This is a genomic window from Aureimonas populi (assembly GCF_017815515.1).
GTDB classification, from domain to species: domain Bacteria; phylum Pseudomonadota; class Alphaproteobacteria; order Rhizobiales; family Rhizobiaceae; genus Aureimonas; species Aureimonas populi.
On sequence record NZ_CP072611.1, the window covers coordinates 2757453 to 2774229 of the forward strand.

Here is a 16777-nt window from a genome sequence, read left to right on the forward strand (position 1 = left end):
CGGATGGCTCGCGTCCGGCAAAAGGGCACGCAGGCAGAGATCGACCTGCGCAGGGTGCTGCATTCCAAGGGTCTGAGATATCGCCTGCACGTGCCGTTGCTGACGAAGCCCAGACGCGTCGCCGATATCGTCTTCCCCAGTGTTCGGATCGCCGTCTTCGTCGACGGTTGCTTCTGGCATGGTTGTCCCGAGCATGCCTCTTGGCCGAAGAGCAACGCCGAGTTCTGGCGTGAAAAGATTGAAACCAATCGCGCCAGGGATGCCGATACCGATCTGCGGCTGAACGCACTTGGTTGGACGATCGTGCGGATTTGGGAACACGAAGATGCCAGCGATGCCGCGGCTCGCATCGCTGAGCTCGTCGGCGCACGCAGGAAGGATGGGGGCGGCCCATGTCGATGAATGTAGATGAGATCGCAGCCAAAATCGCTCACAATACCGCCCCTGAGCCGGGCCAGTTGGTCGAGGCTCGCCGCCGCCAATGGATCGTTTCCGAGGTCGACGGCGGCACGGTCGCGCCCGGGTTCCCCCAGCGACATCTGGTTCGACTTGCTTCCATTGATGAGGATGCGCTCGGCGAGGAGATCGAGGTGCTTTGGGAACTCGAACCCGGCGCGCATGTAATCGAGCGGGCCGGATTGCCCCGAATGACTGGCCTGGACGACCCCTCGACACTTCAGGCGTTCCTCGATGCAGTCCTTTGGGGTGCCGCTACGAATGCAGATCGGGGCTATCTGCAGGCGCCATTCCGCAGTGGCGTCAGCATCGAAGACTTCCAATTGGACCCGTTGGTGCGCGCCATCGACATGGCGCGCACCAATTTGCTGATCGCCGATGACGTCGGCCTCGGAAAGACCATCGAGGCCGGGCTCGTCGTCCAAGAGATGCTCTTGCGTCATCGAGCCCGCACCGTTCTCGTGCTTTGCCCGGCCTCTCTGCAGGAAAAGTGGCGCATCGAAATGCAGGAGAAGTTCGGGCTCGAGTTCCGGATCGTCGATACAGAATACGTCAAGCGTTTGCGCCGGGAGCGGGGCCTGCATGCCAATCCGTGGACGTCCTTTCCCAGACTCATAACATCGATGGACTGGGCCAAGCAGGGTGAAGGCCTGCGTCTCCTGCGCGATGCTCTGCCGCCGCACGTAAGTCATCCTCGAAAATTCGACCTGCTGATCATCGACGAGGCCCACAACGTCGCCCCGACCGTCGGCCGGTATGCAGTCGAGAGTCTTCGGACACGGTTGGTGCGTCTCGCTGCACCACACTTCCAGCACAAGCTGTTCCTCACGGCTACGCCGCACGACGGCTATACGGAGTCCTTCACCGCGTTGCTCGAACTCCTCGACGACCAACGGTTTGCAAGAAACGTTCTACCCAGCGACCCGCAGCTCGCCCGGGTGATGGTTCGCCGCCTCAAGAGCGATCTCGTCGATGCGAACGGCAAGCGCATCTATCCCGAGAGGCGGCTCGAAGCACTGCCGATCGAGTATTCGGAGGAAGAGAGGGACGTTCGGCGGCAACTCGAAGCATACATCAAAAGCCGCGAGAGCGGAGATGATGGCAGGCGTGCGGTCGATCATTTCGTGCACCAATTGCTACGCAAGCGCCTCTCTTCGTCTCCCGCGGCATTCGCAGCCACGCTGGAGCGGCATATCTCAACGACCGAAGGTCGGGCGTCGAGTGAGCGCGGCCAGAAGAAATTCGATGATCGTATCCTCCGGCGGGCTATAGCGAAGACAGAAGAGGACTACGCGGACGACGCCCAGCGAGACGACGCCGAGGCAGAAGCGATCGAGGAAGCCGGAAAGCACATCCGGCCGCCGACCGACGAAGAACGTCGGATGCTCGATCGGTTACGCTCATGGGCTCAGCAGGCGGCCCGTCGAACGGACGCCAAGGCTAGTGCCTTGCTGGGCTGGCTGGCCAAGCATCTGAAGGACGGGGAACGGTGGACGAACGAGCGGGTGATCCTGTTCACCGAATACCGCGCTACACAGCAATGGATGCACGAGATCCTTGCAGCCCAAGGCTTCGGGGCTGAGCGGCTGGCTCTAATCTACGGCGGCATGGATCCGAAGGAACGCGAGGCCGTGAAGGCGGCGTTTCAGGCCGATCCCTCGGAATCGCCTGTGAGAATCCTGTTGGCAACCGACGCTGCCTCGGAGGGGATCGATCTCCAGAACCATTGCCACCTGATGATCCACCTCGAGATTCCTTACAATCCCAACGTCATGGAGCAGCGGAACGGCCGTATCGACCGCCACGGTCAACGTGCCAGCGAGGTCGTGATCTGGCACCCAGTGGATGCTGAGGGTGGCCACGGAGACGACATTCTACGCGCGCTCCGAAAGCTGGATGCGATGCGCGCGGACATGGGCAGCGTCAACCCGGTCATTGCGCCCCAGCTACCGGACCTCCTCGAGGGACGGCGTCGCGATCTCGACACGCGACAAGCCGAGGCTCGGATGGAGAAGTCGCGCCGTTTCGTGAAGGCTGAGCGCGATCTGCGTGAACGTGTCGCCAAACTCCACGAGCGACTGAACGAGACCCGGCGCGAGCAGAGCCTCGTGCCCAATCACATCGAACGGGCCGTGCGTACGGCTCTGCGTCTTGCAGACAAGCCCGACCTCGAACCAGTCTCACTGTCTGGAGCGCCGGACGGCACCGTCTTTCGCATGCCGTCTTTGTCGGGATCATGGTCGCGGTGCCTCGAGGGGCTCGAACACCCCTATAACCAGAAAATTCGTCCCATCACCTTCGACCACGATGTCGCCAAGGGACGAGACGATATGGTTCTCGTCCACCTGAACCACCGCCTGGTTCAAATGAGCCTTCGTCTCCTGCGTGCGGAGATATGGGCACGCGACGATGTGAAGAAGCTGCATCGTGTCACCGTCCGCTCGCTCCCGGATGGTCGTATCGAGGGACCGGCCGTGGTCGTGATGTCCCGCCTCGTCGTGACCGGCGGGAACCATCACCGCCTGCACGAGGAGCTCACCGAAGCAGGGGGATATCTGCGCGACTCCGGTTTCCGGCGGGAGGAGCGGGTTACCGAGGTTCGGCGCTGGCTGGAGGAATCTCGCCCGGCGGCACTGGCGGATTCGACCTTCGATGCTTTGCGGACCCGCTTCGACAAACAGCGCGATGCCATTCTGGCCGCCGTCGAAGCTCGCTCGAAGGACCGGCTGCGCTTTCTCGTGAACACCATAGAGAACCGGAAGCGGAAGGAAGCCGATGATATTCGTCAAGTTCTGGACGACCTCGAGCATGCGCTGAAGAATGAAATCGCCGCAGAACAGCAGCCCGTGCAGCTTTCCCTGTTCTCCGAGGACGAGCGCACTCAGTTAAAGCGCGACCGGGCGGCTCTCGAGGCACGTCTGGCCCGAATCCCGAAGGAACGAGAACAGGAACTGCTGGCGATCGAAGAACGGCACTCCAACGCCATCGAGCACACCTTCCCGGTGGCCGTCATCCTGTTGGTGCCGGACGCCCTCGTGACGGAGAAGCGCGGATGAGCACCGATCACGAATGGCTGAATCTCATCGAAGTATCGGGCCCCTTCCTGGCGGTACCCGTACTGAAGGAAGTCTTTCCCCAAGGTCTCGAAGCTCTTCCTTCCGGCCGCCCCCAGCGATTGCGTCGAACATATGAGGAATGGCGCGATGCCGTCGACATGGACGACCTCGACTTGCCATCCCTGCACGCGGCATGGATCGACGACGTACTGACCACGGCGCTGGAGATGGATGACGCGGTGTTGCGTCGCATCGGGGCTCTGCCCGAGCGCCTGACGGTCTCACTGCCAGAGCATGGGGTCACGGTCGCGCCCGATCTGGCGGTGGTGAATCCGACGAACGGCGACGAACCGCTCCTGCTCATTCACATCTACGATCCCGATACCGATCTCGATGCGACTCACCGTTTCGACGGTCTTGCCGTCACGCCGGCCGATCGGATGGTTGCTCTGCTCCGTGCGACGGGATGCGCCATCGGCATCGTCACCAATGGTGAGCGCTGGATGCTCGTCCATGCGCCCGTCGGGGCCGTGGCGGGTTTCGCCAGCTGGTATGCACGTCTCTGGGGACAAGAACCGGAGACATTGCGTGCCTTCGTCAGCCTTCTGGGCGTCCGTCGCTTCTTCGGACCCGACGAGGGAAAGCTGCCCGCACTCTATGAACGGTCACTCAAGCATCAGAACGATGTGACCGAGGCGCTGGGCGAACAGGTCCGGCGGGCCGTCGAAGTGCTCATTCAGGCTCTGGATCGCGCAGATCAGGATCGCAATCGCGAGCTGTTGCGCGACGTCGATCCGCGTGAACTCTACGAGGCCGGTCTGACGGTCATGATGCGGCTCGTCTTCCTGCTGGCTGCCGAAGAGCGCGCATTGCTGCTGCTCGGCGATCCTCGCTACGATTCTTTCTACGCCATCTCCAGCCTGCGGATGCAGTTGCGCGCGGATTCCGAAGAGATCCTCGAGCGTCGCCGGTCGGCATGGTCTCGTCTGCTCGCATTATTTCGTGGGGTCTATGGCGGCATCGATCATCCGACGCTCCGCCTTCCGGCCCTCGGCGGCTCGCTGTTCGATCCCGACCGCTATCCCTTCCTCGAAGGCCGCAAGAAGGGAACGACCTGGCGCAGCGACCCTGCGGAACCGTTGCCGATCGACGACCGAACCGTTCTGCTCCTGCTGGAGGCGATCCAGACCTTCGAAGGCCGCACGCTGTCCTATCGTGCGCTGGACGTCGAACAGATCGGTCACGTCTACGAGGGTCTCCTCGAACGCACGGTGAAGCGTGTCGAGGATGTGACGCTGGAATTGGACAGCAGCGCGAAGGCCAAGAACCCCCGCGTAACACTGGGCGAGTTGGAGTCTGCGCGGCTTGACGGAATGGCGAGGGTTGCCGACCTGCTGAAGGAACGGAGTGAGCGCTCGGAGTCCGCCATCCGAAACGCCCTCGGGCGAGCGGCTGACGATCGCCTTGCTGCGCGATTGCTCACCGTTTGCCGCGGCAACCCTGACTTGCGTGACCGCCTTCTGCCCTTCGCATCCCTCCTGCGGACCGACCCATGGGGTTATCCGCTCGTCCATCATTCCGGAGCCTTCGTCGTCGTCCTCGGCGCCGACCGGCGTGAGAGCGGGACGCATTACACGCCGAAGAGCCTCACCGAGAAGATCGTCGAGGAGACGCTCACGCCGGTCGCCTATCGTGGTCCGGCAGAGGGCAAGGCGCCCGAGGAATGGGAGCTGAAGAGTGCGGAGGAACTGCTCGATCTGAAGATCTGCGACCCCGCCATGGGATCGGGCGCGTTCCTCGTTCAGGCGTGCCGCTGGCTTTCCGGCCGGCTGGTCGAGGCTTGGTCGATCATCGAAGCGAACGGGGGGAAGATCGATAGCGAAGGTCGCATCCTTGGCGAAGGTGATGCCGAAGGGTTCGAGCCCTTGTCGCAGGACGCCGAAGAACGCGCGATCCTCGCGCGGCGTCTCGTCGCCGAGCGCTGCCTCTATGGGGTGGACAAGAATCCGCTGGCCGTCGAACTCGCCAAGCTCTCGCTGTGGCTGACCACGATGTCGAAGGGGCGGCCTTTCGGCTTTCTCGACCACAACCTGCGCAGCGGTGACAGTCTTTTCGGGATTCACGATCTGGGTCAGCTCGTCGAGCTCGATATGAATCCGAAGGGCAAGGCTCAGCTTCGGCTGTTCGGCCGAACCATTCGGTCGGCAGTCGACAAGGCACTCGAGTTGCGCGCCCGGCTGCGGGACATTCCCATTCGCGACATCCACGATGTCGAGGCAATGGCAGCGCTTGATGCCCAGTCGCGCGGCGAACTCGCACTGCCGACGATCATCGCCAATGCATTTGTCGGAATCAATTTCGTTGAAGAGCGAGTGGGAGAACGTGCCGCACGAATCGAGACGTTGGCTGCATTTGCCGATGCTGCCGCGAGCGGCGATGCCACGGTGAAACATCGTCTTTTGCGCGAGGCCACGGCTGATCTGTCGAAAGATGCGCCTGAAGGTGCGACACGAACGCCGTTCAATTGGCCACTGGAGTTTCCGGAGGTGTTTCTTCGTGAGAAACGTGGCTTCGACGCCTTCGTTGGAAATCCACCGTTCTTGGGGGGTAAGCGAATAAGTACAGTGATGGGTCCAATTTTCAATGTATGGCTGGTCAATTTACATGATGGCGCTAGCAAGAACGCTGATCTGGTATCGCACTTTTTCCGTCGTGCATGGACTCTGATCCGCGAAGATGGTGGCTTTGGCTTGTTGGCCACAAATACAATTGCCGAGGGCGATACTCGGCAGAGTGGGTTAGAGTGGATGCTACAAAAAGGTGCGGTCATCCATGCGGCGTACCCGAACGAAGCTTGGCCGGGGCAAGCGGCCGTAGTGACAAGTCGAGTGCATATCCATAAGGGCAATTGGCTTGGTTCGCGGACACTACTTGGACGCCCAAAGGCACATATATCAGCGTTTCTTACCGAAGGTGAGGAATGGAGCCCAAAACGGCTTAAGTCCAACGAAAGGATGGCTTTCATCGGGTCTCTGTTGAATGGGATCGGATTTGTACTTTCGCCTGCAGAGGCAGCTGAAATGATTTCCGCAGATGCAAAGAATGAAGAAGTTATTTTCCCGTATTTGGGGGGAGAGGATCTCAATCAAAGCCCCGAGCAAAAGCCCTCGCGCTATGTAATAAACTTCTTCGATTGGAGCGAAGAGAAGGCTAGAGAATATCAGTTGCCGTATGCAAGGCTCCTTGAGCGCGTCAAGCCGCATCGAGACAAGGTGAGCGACGCGAAGAAGCGCGTGAAGGAATGCTGGTGGAACTACGAGGCCCTTGGGTATGAATTATACTGCGAACTCGGATTAGGTCGTCGGTTTGCACGCCCTGCGACCAGTGGAAGAGATAAACCACCGCGACGTATCATCGGACTCTCACGCGTCAGCAAGACCCTCGCATTCTCATTCGTTGATCCAACCTGCGTCTTTTCAGAGCAGGTAGTAGTGTTTCCCACTGAGTCAGCGGCAGTTTTTTCCGTTCTTCAATCAAATATTCACGCTGTATTTGCGTGGCAGAATTCGTCTCGAATGAAGAATGACCTAAGATATTCACCGACCGACGCTTTGGCTACCTTCCCTTTCCCGGCGCTTACCAATTCTTTGGAATCCTTGGGCGCCGATCTAGATGGAGCTCGCCGCGAATTTATGACCCGCGAGGGCATCGGCCTTACTAAGCTCTATGGCAAATACCACTCCCGAGCCGACAGTTCCAACGAGACCATCCGACTGCGCGATATACAGCACGAGGTTGACCATGCACTTGCGGCTGCTTTTGGATGGGACGATTTGGATCTTGGGCATGGGTTTCACGAGGTGCCCTACCTACCTGAGAATGATCGGGTCCGGTTCACGATCTCAGAGCCAGCACGTCTAGAGATTCTGCGTCGTTTGGCCGAGCTGAACCGGCAGCGTTACCAGGAAGAGGTCGATCGAGGTCTGCACGGCGTGACGTCTGGTTCAAGTAAAGGGCGTGGGCGTCGAACTCGCGCCGCTTTGGCGTCCGAACTCACTCTTGATCTCGAAGATATTCTTCCAACAACCACTGAGGGGGACGATTGATCATGGCCGATTTGACCGCAACTACCGAGCCGTCAGTCAGCGCCTGGATCGTCAAGAGGGTATCCAACTCGCCACGATATTCCGTGTGTATTGATGTCGGATCGACCACCCATGGCGCGATTGATGAGGGCCACTGGGTCGTCATTCTGGACGATGACGGCGGTGTCTCCGGGATCGGCCGCATCCTCCGTATCCGCTCGGACCTTGATGGTTCCACGATTCACTTCGACCATTGGCATCCCGTGGATCCGTCGATCCCGCTCGTCGACCTTGGGCTGACCGTGCCGACTGGACCTGCAGCGCGGCTGCCATGGGACGATTTCTTGCGTGTTCTGCCGCTCCTCGGCGTCGCCGATCCGGGCGCAGTGCCGCTGATCGACGATGTCGTCTATGTCCGCGAGCTTCTCGAACTGGCCGTGCGTGACGATCTGCTCGGCCCGGCCGCCGGCCCCCACGAACTGATCAAGGACATGAGCGTACGTGACCGCTATCTCGTCGGCAAGCTGGCGCCACGGCGGCCGGACGACGACCATGCACCCCAGGTGGAACCGGCTTCGGCAGCCGACGAGAGCGGCGACCTCGAGGACGAGCGGACGGCGCCGCTCCACGAGCCCGGCGCGGAGTTCGCGAGCGTATCGGGCCGCGTAGAGCCGGAGGATGACGCGCTCGACGAGATCGACACGACGAACAATCAGTCGCTGGTGCCCTCGAGCATGGGCCTCACCTTTTGCGTGGCGCCCGATGTCGCGACGCTGGCCATCGATGCACGATGGGGGCGTTACGAACGTGTCCCCAACGACGAGCATGACATCGTGAAGACCCGCAGGAATCGCGAAACCGGTCGTGAAGAAGAGGTGAAGGTCAGGGTCTGGAAGCGAATCCCCTGCGGTGGGGTGATCCGATTGCCGCTCGTCGACGGTCAGATCAAACCATCGACACCCGATCCGGATCAACCGGATGTCCGTTTGCAAGGCACGGTGCGGACGAACAACAAGGGGGAGCGGCTCGTCACCCTGTTCCTGGTGAACGGCCAGCTGGAGCCCAACGACAACAAGGACCGCGCCTGGCTGTTCCAACCGGAGATCAGCGTGGAGGCCTCCGAGGGGCAGAGCGACAGGGCTGTGTTTCGGCGTCGACCGTCCAACGAAGTCGTGGTCGATGACGCGGAGCGCGATCGGCTCGCACTCATCTATCGCAATCGACTGGAATTTGCCGTCGGACATGGCGTATCCGTGCACGCCGATACGACGCCCGAGGATCCGACGAAGGCCCACCGCGTCAGAACCGAGATCATCCCGCGCTACGAAGTCGCCGTCACCGAAACGCCCGGCCTCGATCCCAGGGACCGCCCAGCCATGCGGCGCATGGTCGACGAGGGCTGGCTGGATATGACGCGCCTGGCGGAGATGGCGCCGGACGCGTTGCGCGATGCCCTCTCGTGCCTCGTCGACGACTACGCCGTTTGGATCGACGAGCAGAAAGCGCGGCTGGGGTCCGAGATCACCGGTTTCGATGATCCGGGAAAGGACGTCATAGAACGCTGCGAGGAGATCCTGCGTCGCCTTCGGGACGGCATGGCCACACTCTTTGCGGATCCGAAAGCGCTGGAGGCGTTTCGCTTCGCCAATCGGTCCATGGCGATGCAGCGTGTCCGAAGCATCTACGCTCTGAAGCGCAGGCGAAACGAGACCGTGGATGTGGCCACGTTGGACGTGCCGAAGAACAGGTCGTGGCGGCCGTTCCAGCTGGCATTCTTGCTGCTGTCGATCCCGTCGCTCGCTGATCCGGCTCATCCGGACAGGACGAAGCCGGTCGAGGCGTTCGCCGATTTGCTCTGGTTCCCGACCGGTGGCGGCAAGACTGAGGCCTATCTCGGTGTGGCAGCCTTCGCCATGGCCATGCGCCGCCTCAAGGATGATTTGGGCGGCCTCGACGCTTCCCGCGGTCTCGCCGTCATCATGCGCTACACGCTGCGACTGCTGACGCTGCAGCAGTTCCAGAGAGCAACGACGCTGCTTTGCGCAATGGAAGTCATCCGCCGTGCGGACGACAAGACGTGGGGTACGGAGCCGTTCACGCTCGGCCTCTGGGTCGGAAATCGCGTGACACCGGGGACCACCGAAGCGTCTCACCAGGCTGTGGAGGCCATCCGCAACAATGACCGCAACAAAGCGGGCATCGCTTCGCCCGCACAGCTGACCAGCTGCCCTTGGTGCGGATCGGAGATCTCCGGTGGTCGTGACATAGAGGTCGACAGGATCGCCGGCAGGACACTGATCCATTGCGGTGACAGGCTGGGTAGCTGCGATTTCTCGAAGGCGAAATCCAGCGGACAGCCCCATCCGGGGCTTCCCGTGAAGGTGGTCGACGAGGAAATCTATCACCGTCCACCGACGATGATGATCGCAACCGTCGACAAGTTCGCGATGATGGCCTGGCGCCCTCAGGTACGGACTCTGTTCGGCCGTATCGATCAGGAATGCGGACGCCATGGCCTGCTCTGGCCGAGCCATGACTGCGGCACTGGGCACCGAGCGAGGGGCGCATATCCGGCCGCCAGCGTGAGGCCAGTTCGCGCCATCAGACCGCCGGACCTGATCATTCAGGACGAATTCCATCTCATCAGCGGCCCGTTGGGTACGATGGTCGGTCTTTACGAGACGGCCGTCGATGAACTGAGCAGCTGGGTTCTGGGCGATATGAAAGTTCGTCCCAAGGTGGTTGCCTCGACCGCGACCGTCCGGCGAGCCGATGATCAAGTGCGCAACGTCTTCATGCGGCGAATATCGGTGTTCCCGCCCTCGGGACTGGACGTCGAGGACAACTTCTTCTCGGTCCAGAGACCAATCAGCGAGAAACCCGGGCGGCGCTACATGGGCGTCTGCGCACCGGGAAGTTCGCGCCCTGCGGTTCTGATTAGGACCTATACAGCGTTCTTGACAGCTGCACAGGCGCTGTTCGATCGGTTCGGCCCGGTGGCCGACCCTTACATGACGCTCGTCGGCTACTTCAACTCGCTGCGAGAACTCGGTGGCATGAAACGGCTGGCGGAAGACGACGTCCAGACACGTTCCTTCCGCGTCAATATGAGCTTGGTGGACAGACCGGGTCTCTCCCAGCGACGCGTCGACGAGGTCAGCGAATTGACGTCGCGCGTCTCCAGTCAGGACATTCCCCGATACCTCGATCAGCTCGAGGTCCCGTTCGAAGGGGCTTTCGATCCGGCACAGGGGAAATGGGTGACCAACCGGAAACCAGGAGAGGCCCGACCGATCGATGCCGTCCTCGCGACCAACATGTTGTCCGTCGGGGTCGACGTGAATCGTCTCGGGGTGATGGTCGTCAATGGTCAGCCCAAGGGAACGGCCGAGTACATCCAGGCGACCAGCCGCGTAGGCCGGACGCCTCCGGGACTAGTAGCGACCGTTCTGACTTGGGCTCGGCCGCGCGACCTGTCGCATTACGAGACATTCGAGCATTACCACGCGACGTTCTACCAGCATGTCGAAGCTCAATCCGTCACTCCGTTCTCCCCACGTGCGTTGGACCGAGGGCTTACGGGCGCGATGCTTTCAATCATGCGTCATAGCTATGATCCCTTCGCGGCAAACGATGGGGCTGGCGCCATGAACAGCCCGAGCCTCAACGAGATGCTGGAAACGATTGGGGCCATTGCTGCACGAACCTGGGAAGTCACCGAGGATTCTGGGAAAAAGGCTTTGACCGAAGCCGAAATGAAGAGCCGTGCCGACGAATGGGCGAATGAAGCAAGCGTTGGCGGTCGCACGCTCGTCTACCAAAAGCATGGCGCGGGTCCCACCGCTTACCCGCTCCTCTCAGCACCCGGAATCAAGCCTTGGACCGACTGGACCGTTCCGATGTCGATGCGCGAGGTCGAGCCCGGTGTGAGGCTCGTGATGGAGGACGACCGATCGACCAGCGATCCGACTTGGCGACCGAGGGTGATCAGAGCCGAGGAGGATCAGCAATGAGCAGGACACCCGTAGGAGAAATCCGACCGAGCCAACTGCTCTGGACCTATGGCCCGGGGGCCTTGATCGACTTGCCGAACATGTCGGTCGTCACGATGGGGATTGATCGTTGGGAGAAGGACAGATGTCAGCCGATTCAGGAGGCGAGATTGCTGGCCAATGTCCGGAGCGTACTCGGTCCCCAGGTCGATTCACTCCGCATGCCGCCCATCGGCGAGGGAGACATCGTGGATCCCTTTTCTGCAGCGGCGTTGATCGGTGTCCCCGTAAAACCCTTTCCGAGATGGCTCCGCTGCGTGAAATGCGGCTTGCTGTCACCCTATGATGCCGGATTGTTCAAGCTGAAAGAGAACAGGTACCGTCCAGAGTCGACGCGTTTCGTACATGAGGGTTGTCGAGGCTCAAACAACAATCAAAGGGCCAAGGATGCCGATGCGGTTCCAGCCCGCTTCCTCATGGCATGTCGCGCCGGCCATTTGGACGACTTTCCGTGGCACTGGTTCGTTCATGGCGGGCCGAGCACATGCCGAGCAACGTTGCGATTCTTCGAGAGCGGCGCATCGCTTCAGACCGAGAACCTTTGGGTCAAGTGCGATGGCTGTGGTGCATCGAAGAACATGGCGCAGGCTTTCGGTCAGGCGGGTCGAGACAATCTACCGGGTTGCCGCGGGCGTCACCCACATGTGGACCGGTTCGAGGACGACTGCGCCGAGGAGCCTCGCGCAATCCTTCTGGGCGCAACCAATAGCTGGTTCCCGGTGACGCTATCGGTTCTCGCAATACCGCAAACAGGGAATCCTTTGTCCCAACTGATAGCGGACGGCTGGACCTTCTTCGAAGACGTGAGTTCAGCGGCCGAGGTCGCATTCGTAGTAAAGACCCTCAAGAAGACCGCTCAGCTCCCCGGCATCGAGCAGTTCACCGACGAGCAAATCTGGGCCGCGATAGAAACTCATCGCAATGGCGGACCGAATGTCGAACAGAGTGATCTGAAGGGTCCCGAATGGGACGTGCTGACGGCTGACAGCCCACCCACCGACTACCCGCACTTTATGAGCAAGAAAGTTGGCATTCCTCCGGGCTTCGATCCGGTGATCACGCGCGTTCTCTTGCTGGAACGCCTTCGTGAAGTGAATGCACTTCTCGGATTCACGAGAGTCGAGTCGCCGGACGAAGGCACAGGAGACGATGCAGCTCCACGGGCTCCACTCGGACGTGCCGCGCCAAATTGGGTGCCAGCTACCCAAGTCCACGGGGAAGGCATTTTCATCCGCTTCAGTTCCGATGCTCTGAAGGCCTGGGCGGATAAGGACGCTGTGAAATCGCTCGATGGTCGGCTCAGACAGGGGCATCGTGGATGGCGTCACAAACGAAACCTCGACCCGAACGAAGGTTATCCGGGCGTCCGCTACGTCATGCTACATACTCTTGCACACATGCTTATACGGGAACTGGCCTTGGAGTGCGGCTACAATGCTGCAAGTATTCGTGAGCGGATATATGCAGACGTCGAGGACGTCCGGGATCAGGCGGGATTTCTCATATATACGGCTGCCGCTGACTCCGATGGAACTCTGGGAGGACTGGTAGAGCTCGGGAAGCCCGAAAATCTTGGCCGACTGCTACGCCAGGCATTGGAACGCGCCCACATCTGTGCGTCCGATCCTCTCTGTGCAGAGCATGATCCGAGCAAGGATCAGTCTTTGCATGGTGCAGCATGTCACGCCTGTTCGTTCGTGTCGGAAACCTCCTGTGAGCGGGGAAATCGCCACCTGGACCGCTCCTTGGTCGTGCCCACGCTGGAAAATCCTGATGCTGCGTTCTTCGAGACCGTCTAATGGAAGCGTTGTTGATCGCCGCCTTGGATCTCGTAGCCCTATTGTCTCCGCCGAGGATCGAGGCGCTTGCTGATCGCGTCCGTGGCTCGACGGCGGCCGATAGAGATAGAAGTTTGCACCTACTGGTAACCACACCACCCGCTCGCGTTGCACTTGATCGTTTGCTTACCGCCTGGGAACAGGCGACGATCTCAGGAGATGTGTTGGCTGGGATTCTGGTTGGCGCGGCATATGCGCGCCAACAGGCTCAGCGCGAGAGTAATGTCGAACTCGTCTGGACGGGTCCGACGACACCTTTCGTGGCAACCCGTCGCACAGAGCAGGTGCTGTTGGATCTCATCCGTCACGCTGAGACTGACCTCTTCCTCGTCAGTTTCGTCGCGTATGATGTCTCCTCGGTCGTTGGCGCATTGAACGCTGCGGCTGCTCGCGGCATCGAAATCCGCATTCTGCTGGAAACCTCCACGAGCCATGGTGGGAGCCTGTCTGTCGATCCTATCGCCACGATGCGGAGCTGTGTGCCTTCGGCAACACTGTATGTCTGGACAGATCGACCGGCACCATTCACCGAAGGAAGAGTTCACGCTAAGGTAGCTGTCGCTGATGGAATTTCAGCTTTTCTCACCAGTGCAAACCTGACCGGGCACGCGCTCGAGAAGAACATGGAGGCAGGCGTCGTTATCAATGGTGGGCACGTTCCTGCGGGCCTGCGCGCGCATTTGCATGCTCTCGTCGAAACAAGGGTCATTCGCAAGATTTAGCTGGAGTGTGCATTACACTTGGCACGCCCTCGCCTGATCCCGCATGACGGCGTAGTCGCTCAGCATTTCTGCGATAGCCGATCCATCTGGCAGCAATAGAAGTTCACCCGCCGCGCGCCTCTGGAACTCGTGACTGTATCCGACCACCGGTGGGCAGATAGTGGCGATACGCGGCTCAGAACCGACCGTCGCGCAGCCGGTCAGTAAGCTCGTCGCGAGACCGAGGACGGCGAGTTGCCGCATCCAGCATCTGGCGTTGGACGTCATTGGCGTTCTCCGATGTTTCGAGGCGCTCGGCGAGCCGCCCGGCGCGCTCACCGGACCGCCGGAGCGAAAGCAGGAACAGGACAATGGCGAGTGCGATGGCGCCGTAGCGCAGGGCCGCCCGTATCCAGGGGTTGGCGGCGATCCCGGTGAAAAGAGTGGTTATCATCGCTGCCCCCGCTTCCAGTCGTCGATGCGGGCGTAGATCGTGACGGCGACTCCGACGAGTGCCACGGCAATCAACACCCAGCGCAAGGTGTCGAGGTAGGGCGCAAGCGGCAGGATTGCGGACTGGGTCTCCGCCAGGACGTCTCGAGCGACCTCGACGCCTGCGGCGCCCAGCGTCGCCACACCGGCCGCACCGCTGGCCTTCATCGTCCGGCTTTCGGCCAGCGCTTCCCTTGCGGGCGGCGTTTCCGTGGCGAACGCCGTCGTCCGCACTGGGAAGCGCTCGCCCCACTGGCGGGCAGGTCCGAGGTCGATGTGCATGAATCCCGACCGCGGATAATAGCCGAAGCCGAGAAAACCGACCGTTCGCGCCGCCGTCTCGAAAGCAGCAGGGTCGTGGTTCGACATCGCGATGTCGAAGGCGGCGCCGTCCAGGTGCTTCGAGCGGGTTGCGCCGCCGACCGCACGGTTGTGCTCGGGGCTGCGATAGGCCGAGCGGACGATGAGCGGCTTGCCGAGGCGGTCGCGCAGCGCCTGGAGCTTGTCGAGCGCGGGCTCGTTGATCAGCAGCTTGCCGGTGCCCCGGCAGGCGATCTCGGCCGGGCTGAAGTTCGGCCAGCGCCAGGTGGCGGCCGGCACGTCGTGCCAGTGACGGTAGAAGGTCGTGGTCATGGGGTCCTCCGAAACGAAAAACCCGCCTCAAGGGCGGGTCTGGTGGGCTTGATGGATTGGGCGGCGCCGAGCTACGGCCCGCCGCCGAAGATCTTCAGCTTGATGGCGATACCTGCCAGCAGCGCCAGCATCACACCGGTGGTGATCATGCGGACGGCGGTCTGCATCGCAGTGCGACGCACCAGCCGGATGCAATCGAGCAAGGACCGTAGATCCCGGATGTCCAGCGCGGCCTCTTCACCATCGAGGCCGACATCCGCCAGCGCGCGTTTGGCGCCTTCCTCCGCCGCGCGCGTCAGGATCGCCTCGAACTCGGCGTCGGGCATGCGCACAAAACCCTGATCGGATCGGGGTGGTGTCATCACTTTTCCCTCCCGCTGCTCAGCCGATCTTGCAGCCCCAGAAGGACGTGTGATCGGCAGCGAAATACCCGTCGGCCACACGAAAGGTGCCCTGAAGTTCCACCGTGTCGCCCGGGGCGAGCGGCACCATGGTCTGCAGCCAGAGCGCCGTCGCCTCGGAGGCGTGCGCGCCGGATATCTCGCCGAACGATCCTCGGATTTCGGTCGAGCCGTTCAGCACCAGCCGCCCGCGCATGCGCGCCGTGGTGCTGGAATTGACCTTGTAGAGCAGCGTGGCGCCGAAGAGGTAGGTGCCGGCAACGGGAGCGACGAAGCGGTTGTTGCCCGCGTCAAAACCAGCCTGGTCGTTGTAGTCGGTGTTGTTGATACCGATCTTCGTCCAGGTGTCGACGGCGACATAGTTGTCGTAGTTGGTATAGCCCTTGAAGCGCGGCAGCCGGGGCTGATCGACGATGCCGGTGGCGTTGTCGACGATGAGTCCGTCGAAGAAGCTGCTGCCGTCGGCCGAGACTGCGAGCCGGAACCTGTCCGAACCGAACAGGCCCATCAGCGCCTTGGTGACATAGGCGGTCTGGAGGGTGAGCCCGAGGTCGCGACCGGCGGCCTCCTTGTTCATCGTGTAGAAGAGATCGCCGGTGCCACCTTCGCCGACGGTCTTGGCAGTCCAGAGCGCGGCATTGAGCTTGGCCGAGAACGGATTGGCCGCATCGGCGGTCGTTCCGAGACCGAGCAGTGCCGTGTTCTGCAGCTCGGTGGGCGTCGTGCCGATCCAGACGGAGCCGTCGTAGACCTGCAGCAATCCCTCGTCTTCCACCCATGCCCGCCAGCCGGTCCGCGGCGGAAGGCGAAGCCAGGCGCCATCGGTCCAGAGCGCGACATTCAGATCCCAGCCCGTCCACGCCCCGGTTGCGCCCGACGCCACGATGTAGCGGTCACCGTCGGTGGGGCTGCCGGGCGGCGCGGTCAGATCCTGGTCGAGGACGGAGAGCTGCACGAGACCGTCGAGCAGCCGCAGCGCCTCGTTGTGGGTGACATGCTTCTGGGCCTGCGCCGCCAGGATGTAGGGCAGCAGCAGTTGGGGCGTGGCTTCGGACATGGGCGT

General features: G+C 61.5%; 10 protein-coding genes. 6 read left to right on the forward strand and 4 right to left on the reverse strand.

Annotation, left to right across the window (positions count from 1 at the left end):
- The first annotated feature begins 3 nt into the window (after nt 1-3).
- Genes J7654_RS12985 through drmC form a run of 6 tightly spaced genes read left to right on the forward strand, consistent with a single transcriptional unit; the run spans nt 4 to nt 14209 of the window.
- Nucleotides 4-402, forward strand: a complete 399-nt coding sequence (locus tag J7654_RS12985; protein ID WP_245195493.1) for a very short patch repair endonuclease — start codon at nt 4-6, stop codon at nt 400-402.
- Nucleotides 393-3512 carry a DISARM system SNF2-like helicase DrmD gene (drmD, locus tag J7654_RS12990; RefSeq protein ID WP_209736321.1) on the forward strand — a complete coding sequence of 1040 codons (3120 nt, stop codon included), beginning with the start codon at nt 393-395 and terminating at the stop codon, nt 3510-3512. The genes J7654_RS12985 and drmD overlap by 10 nt, the downstream gene beginning before the upstream one ends.
- Nucleotides 3509-7618 carry an Eco57I restriction-modification methylase domain-containing protein gene (locus J7654_RS12995; RefSeq protein ID WP_209736322.1) on the forward strand — a complete coding sequence of 1370 codons (4110 nt, stop codon included), beginning with the start codon at nt 3509-3511 and terminating at the stop codon, nt 7616-7618. Before drmD ends, J7654_RS12995 begins: the two co-directional genes overlap by 4 nt.
- 2 nt (nt 7619-7620) lie before the next feature.
- Nucleotides 7621-11610 (forward strand): DISARM system helicase DrmA, encoded by a 3990-nt coding sequence (gene drmA / locus J7654_RS13000; protein WP_209736323.1) that lies wholly within the window; start codon nt 7621-7623, stop codon nt 11608-11610.
- Nucleotides 11607-13448 (forward strand): DUF1998 domain-containing protein, encoded by a 1842-nt coding sequence (gene drmB, locus J7654_RS13005; RefSeq protein ID WP_209736324.1) that lies wholly within the window; start codon nt 11607-11609, stop codon nt 13446-13448. Before drmA ends, drmB begins: the two co-directional genes overlap by 4 nt.
- Nucleotides 13449-13459: 11 nt before the next feature.
- Complete coding sequence (gene drmC / locus J7654_RS13010) at nt 13460-14209, forward strand: DISARM system phospholipase D-like protein DrmC (protein WP_209736325.1); 750 nt, start codon at nt 13460-13462, stop codon at nt 14207-14209.
- A 175-nt stretch (nt 14210-14384) separates the two neighbouring features.
- Here drmC and J7654_RS13015 read toward each other — a convergent pair whose 3' ends face one another.
- The 4 genes from J7654_RS13015 to J7654_RS13030 all read right to left on the reverse strand — a co-directional run bounded on the left by J7654_RS13015 (nt 14385) and on the right by J7654_RS13030 (nt 16771).
- Complete coding sequence (locus J7654_RS13015; protein WP_209736326.1) at nt 14385-14642, reverse strand: hypothetical protein; 258 nt, start codon at nt 14640-14642, stop codon at nt 14385-14387.
- Nucleotides 14639-15313 (reverse strand): YcbK family protein, encoded by a 675-nt coding sequence (locus tag J7654_RS13020; protein WP_209736327.1) that lies wholly within the window; start codon nt 15311-15313, stop codon nt 14639-14641. Before J7654_RS13020 ends, J7654_RS13015 begins: the two co-directional genes overlap by 4 nt.
- A 71-nt stretch (nt 15314-15384) precedes the next feature.
- Nucleotides 15385-15639, reverse strand: a complete 255-nt coding sequence (locus tag J7654_RS13025; protein WP_377946422.1) for a DUF6127 family protein — start codon at nt 15637-15639, stop codon at nt 15385-15387.
- Between the two features lie 55 nt (nt 15640-15694).
- Entirely contained in the window at nt 15695-16771 is a 1077-nt protein-coding gene (locus J7654_RS13030; RefSeq protein WP_209736329.1) for a DUF2793 domain-containing protein, read from the reverse strand.
- Nucleotides 16772-16777 lie beyond the last annotated feature (6 nt).

Coding starts and splice junctions, on each gene's coding strand:
- J7654_RS13025 (WP_377946422.1), bottom strand. CDS start 15,639: ATGCCCGACGCCGAGTTCGAGGCGATCCTGACGCGCGCGGCGGAGGAA.
- J7654_RS12995 (WP_209736322.1), top strand. CDS start 3,509: ATGAGCACCGATCACGAATGGCTGAATCTCATCGAAGTATCGGGCCCC.
- J7654_RS13020 (WP_209736327.1), bottom strand. CDS start 15,313: ATGACCACGACCTTCTACCGTCACTGGCACGACGTGCCGGCCGCCACC.
- J7654_RS13015 (WP_209736326.1), bottom strand. CDS start 14,642: ATGATAACCACTCTTTTCACCGGGATCGCCGCCAACCCCTGGATACGG.
- J7654_RS13030 (WP_209736329.1), bottom strand. CDS start 16,771: ATGTCCGAAGCCACGCCCCAACTGCTGCTGCCCTACATCCTGGCGGCG.
- J7654_RS12985 (WP_245195493.1), top strand. CDS start 4: ATGGCTCGCGTCCGGCAAAAGGGCACGCAGGCAGAGATCGACCTGCGC.
- drmD (WP_209736321.1), top strand. CDS start 393: ATGTCGATGAATGTAGATGAGATCGCAGCCAAAATCGCTCACAATACC.
- drmA (WP_209736323.1), top strand. CDS start 7,621: ATGGCCGATTTGACCGCAACTACCGAGCCGTCAGTCAGCGCCTGGATC.
- drmB (WP_209736324.1), top strand. CDS start 11,607: ATGAGCAGGACACCCGTAGGAGAAATCCGACCGAGCCAACTGCTCTGG.